This is a genomic window from Aestuariivirga sp., from assembly GCF_044239095.1.
Classification (GTDB): domain Bacteria; phylum Pseudomonadota; class Alphaproteobacteria; order Rhizobiales; family Aestuariivirgaceae; genus Aestuariivirga.
Genome location: NZ_JBIICB010000298.1, coordinates 1 through 5,035 on the forward strand (window position 1 = coordinate 1; position 5,035 = coordinate 5,035).

The following is a 5,035-nucleotide window of genomic DNA, read 5'->3' on the forward strand; positions in this document are numbered from 1 at the left end:
CTCATAATCCGCACGCCGCAACACCTTGGTTCCACACAGCGTGTCAGTAAGCCTCTGATTCAGCAGGTAGGAAAATGCGATAGCGAACATGCGGTTTGCGACAGCGTTGAGGAGGCGCATCGCACCCGTCTCCATCGGATAGACGTTGCGCGTCCCGTTGATGAACTCGCCACGCCGCGAGGCAATGGCGTTGTAGAACTTCGGCAGCGAGGCCGGCGCCACCGTAAGATCGGCATCGAGGATCATGAGCACGTCGCCGCCAGCCGCCGCAAATCCCTTCCGCACTGCATCGCCCTTGCCCTTACCGTCCTGCTGGAGCACCTTGATGCACCAGGCGTCTGCATTGGCTTCCTTCACCCGATGGCACTCTGCCAGCGTATCGTCACTGGAGTGGCCTTCGACGAAGATAATCTCCTGTTGCCTGCCGAACTGCGGCATCTCGCTGATCGCGCGCTGAATGTTCCCTCTTTCGTTGCGGCAGGGTACGATGATGCTAACGCTCAGTCCTTCCGGCTCCGGGACTGCCACTGGCCGCGTCACGACATAGGTTCTGAGACAGAGGCGCCGGATGATGGGTAGCGGTCCGATAAAGCGGTTAATGAAAGGGCCAATCCCCAGCAACCTGACGGGTACGAGCTGGCGTTGCTCGGTGCAGATCGTCTCAAATCCCGCGAGAGCGAGAACGCTGGTAAGATCGGTCCGCGTGAGCAGATTCTGTTCCGGTTGTGGCATTCGCATTCCCAGCCTGGTGGCGAGCCTTATCATCGGTTCCCAGAGCGGGGAATAATAGGAAATGATGATTCTGGTCCGTTCATTGCAAAGAGGCCGGAGGCAATTTAGTGCAATTTCGATATCGTCGAACACGCCGATGGTATCGGAGATGATGACATAGTCAAAAGTCTCTCCGATGCCAGAGAGCAGATCTGGGTCTTCGGCATCGCCGGCGATGAAGCGAAAACCGGGGTTTGTCTCGCGTGCTACGCGCACCATTTCCGGGGAGAGATCAACGCCGACGCCGTACGAGGGCCGTAGAGATGCGAGTAGTTCACCCGTGCTGCAACCGATGTCCAGAACGCTGTGGCCAGGTGGTACGAGATACTGCATGTACCTACGGTCGTCGGCATAGTAAGCTGCATTGCGCTCGATCCACCGTTTGCGCTGGGCTGCCTGAGCGTTGGCGCACTCGAGAACGCCGCGCTTGCGCGATGACATTTCAATTCGCACCTCTGACTCCGTCGTCATTTGTTACTTCTACAACCTTTCTGTGAATCCAAGCGCCCGGCCATTATGCCTTTTCAGCAATCGCGTGCCGCTTCGCCCGTCCGCTGCTTCAATCGCATATTCCGTCCGAATTCAAGTCAGCCATGCGGTGGCATTACGCATCATTGAAGTGGAGGTTGAAACATGCGCCAACGCGGCCAAGAGAGCCCACTCTCACCAGCGCGAGTTCAGCGTCAAGTATACCCGAGCGTGACCGGGACACCCAAGCAGGCAGATCTCGCTGGCAATCCCATGATCGTCCTTCCCAGAGGGGAAGAGGTCAGCGCGGGGAACCGGTCACGCGCTCCGGTGACGTCCGATGCACGCTGAGAGCTGCATGACTGTCGAACCAACCTGGGAAGGGAATGGACCGCCTGTCCATGATGCTTCTGAGCCTGCGAGGCACCGCGTTGACGAGCGGAGAATGATGGCGTTCCGCCCACCAGAAAGGTGATCCGGGGCCGACGAGGCGATAGACGGCAAAAAGCATCGCGTATTTCAACAACACGCCGACAACGCCACTCCATCGCGCTGGGTGCCGTTCCGGCATCGGACCTGATGCGTGCTCGCCAAAGCGCGAGAAACCGGCTGAGTTATCGGACCTCTGGAGATTTCTGCTCATATGCATCTGCTGGGCAACTCTGAACCGCTGGTAACCGAGACGCCAAAGCCGAAGGTGTGTTGCAAGAACCTCGCTCAGGCTCCTTTTGCCTGTCTCCCAACTCACATAGGCCGGAAGTGCAGTCAGCCGTTCGAGGTCATTCACGACTTCGGCATCCATACCTTCGATGTCCACCTTGAGAAAATGCGGACAACCATGCTCGGCAACAAGCCGTTCAAGCGACGTCGTGGGGACATCGACAGGCAGCTCATGGGGTTTGCCGTGAATCTGCGCATTACGCTCACGATATGGGTCACACGCGGTGCCCCACAGGGAATTCTCTGCGTGTGGGTGGAACGGTATCGTCTCATGAGACTGCCTTCTCCGCCACCCAGTGACGGCTGCATGAATGAGGGTAAGCTGTCCGCTTTCAATGTATTCCGCGAAGCACTGCAGCCCCAGGGCATGGAGGGCGGGATCTGCCTCAACAGCAACGACCCTGTAGCCAGTTGCAAGATAGTGTGAGCTATCCTCGCCCTTGTGGAAACCAAGGTCGAAAACCAGCCGATCATCGCGCTGACTTGGCGCCACTGAGATCTCCGTCTTCATGTAAAGATACCCGTCAGCGTACTCCCGGGCTGAAATGCTCTGGGCCATGCTGTCTTCCTTAACGGCATAGTCACCGACCACGGCCTCGGGACAGTAGCAGATCTCAGCCTTAGCAGCGGCGAGCCGAAGCCAGAGATCATGATCTTCGTGACCGCCGATCAGCCGCAGAAGTTCAAGATCATATCCGCCGACGCGCAGCAGGCTCGATTTTCGAAAGAGCGCCATCGCGTCGATATAGTTACCGCACTTGCGGAGGATGTCCTCATCGAATGGATGATTGGACAAGAATCCCTCGTGGCGGCCGCCGGGCATGATACGCCGGATCGGCCCATAGGCGGCGTCGGCATTCCTTTCCACGGCACAGCCATGAAGCGATCGCAGACCGTCGGATGACATCGTGTTGTCCGCGTCGAGAAAGAAAACATGGGTGCCTCGAGCATGACGCAGGCTGATGTTTCGGGCGCTCACCAGCCCAACGTTCCACATTGGACGGATGACAAGAAAGCCGATACCGCTCTGCCGCCCGAGGCGTACTGCAATCTCATGGGAGTTATCGGTAGAGCGGTCATCAAAGACGATCACCTCCGTCTTGAAGTGCTCGTTCTCGTGTGCCGCATTCACCGCGCTGGCGATTGCCGCTGTGATGTGATCCGCGTAGTTGAAACTGGGAATGATGATCGTCACGTCGGTTCCCTCCAAGTCCAGACCAACCCTCGAGTAGGATAGGGCCCAGCGGGGGAGCGCCCTGGCACGATGATACTGAGCTATGCGCTTGCTATGACCAGATATGCCCATACGGGCAAGAACGCCATGATAAACAGCCAGAATACCGTCTCTTATGCTCATGGCGGTTAGTCTACTTCACATCGGTCTCGAAGCTGAAGCCAAAGTGGTTCAGGTCCTTCCGGTAGAGTCGAGCCACCCACTCCCGGTCATCACCTGATTGATAATAGGCACGCCAGTGCGTTGGGCTTGATCGCACATTGAGATGGGGAAGCGTCAGCGGCACTCTGTCCGGATGCAATACCCTTGTGAGAGCCGCCATCCCTTCTGCCAGCCCGCTGAACATGACGAAGCGGTCGCAGATCATCCTTCCACTTGGGTCAGTCAGGTAGTCGACTTGATTGAAGGAGAGCGACTTCTGGTAACCCTGCGTCTCATCATAGATAACCCCCCTGCATCGCGACCAGACAGTTTCCGGCTTTGTGGATTCGCTGATGACGGCTGTGCGCCTGATGAAATCCGAAAAGCCCGGCGCCTGTCCATCGCCGCCGGCCTGCAGCAGATAGCGCGAAAAATCATTGTGCACGCCCTTCGCGCGCATCATCTCATACCACGAGACGAGCCGCTCCCATGGGTTCCTGACGGCGGCGAAGATGAATGGCTTTGGTCCCTCGAAGGCTAAGCATCTCAGCGGAAGATGGGCCGGTGAGACGAATCGCGCATCAAAGTGGCCGGTGAGATGGGCACTGATCGATGTCCCTCCCGTCTTTTGGATGTGGACGAAGAGGTAGTTCCGCTCTTCGTGGAATATCACGGCAGCCAATCGCTCTTCAGCTTCGGAAAACGCGCCTGCAGCCAGTCAATGTCGCGCCGGTAACGCTCAGTGATTCGAGCGAGATCCACATGCGAGAAGGGTTGTGATTCCGTTACGTCATTGGTTCCCCGTGTCACGTTGCGGCGGTCCTCCGGCCTGATGTTCGGAAGGCCCAGGGACTGCACAAGGCGGTCCATTTCGCCGGCCGGATAGACATCTATAGTCGCGTTGACCTCTCCACTCAGGTCCGACAGAAAGTCACAGATCCCCAAATTATGGTTGTCAAACCGGCTGGCCGTCGCGGGTGTATCGCGAAGAAACTGGTCAAGAAAGGACGAAGGGTCCATGGTCGATCCCTTGAGGTCCGGCCGGTAGGCCCTGATGTAATGGAACTCCGATATGACCCGGTCAACCGGATGCCTCACCAATGCGGCAACCCGGAAATCAGGCGGCGTGTGCCATCCAGCCTTCAGCAATTCCAGCCAAGTCATGTGTTGCGGCGTGTGGCCATTGACCATCACCGAACCGTCGGCAACAAACAAAAAAGGCTGATCACCGTAACGGCCAAGGTGGTGCGTTACTGTATCTCCACCACACTTAGGAATATGGATAAGCAGCAAGCGGCTCTTGAGGAAGATCGGCACGGCGAGAGCAGTCCTTAACGAGGCTACAGAGACGAGGCAGGATACACCGGCTCTGGGCAGCAGTGCAAATTTCTCGCGGAGCGTCGACGCGGGCAATCCTCGTCATGAGGTAGGCGCGTCAGCTTCTCCTGAGGAGTTCAGCAGCTACACTCCGTCAAGGGATTAATCTCCAACATCTTGTTTTCGAAAGCCGAGTTATCTCTTCTATAAGCAACCCAGCACTGAATCTAAGGGAGATCGGGAGTGCCTGGAACACTCCTAGTGGATTGGCCGGGACAAAAGAGTCCGATTGAAGGTTCCCAACGGCTTGTTGACGTGCGAATCTGAAAGGATGCGCAATGGTATCAGTTTCACCGTTTCCGCCGCCGACTGTCAGCGTCTGCG

The 5,035-nt window shown here is 57.3% G+C and carries 4 protein-coding genes; all 4 read right to left on the reverse strand.

The window, feature by feature from the left end:
* On the reverse strand, positions 1 to 1,242 hold a 1,242-nt coding region (locus ACILRA_RS19625; protein WP_395663744.1), incomplete at its 3' end, for a glycosyltransferase.
* A gap of 298 nt (positions 1,243 to 1,540) precedes the next feature.
* A complete protein-coding gene (locus ACILRA_RS19630; RefSeq protein ID WP_395663745.1) occupies positions 1,541 to 3,154 on the reverse strand; it encodes an FkbM family methyltransferase in 1,614 nt (537 codons plus the stop codon).
* Positions 3,155 to 3,326: 172 nt separating this feature from the next.
* Complete coding sequence (locus tag ACILRA_RS19635; protein ID WP_395663747.1) at positions 3,327 to 4,007, reverse strand: sulfotransferase family 2 domain-containing protein; 681 nt, start codon at positions 4,005 to 4,007, stop codon at positions 3,327 to 3,329.
* Positions 4,004 to 4,651, reverse strand: coding sequence for a sulfotransferase family 2 domain-containing protein (locus ACILRA_RS19640; RefSeq protein WP_395663746.1), 648 nt, complete (start codon positions 4,649 to 4,651; stop codon positions 4,004 to 4,006). The genes ACILRA_RS19635 and ACILRA_RS19640 overlap by 4 nt, the downstream gene beginning before the upstream one ends.
* Positions 4,652 to 5,035 lie beyond the last annotated feature (384 nt).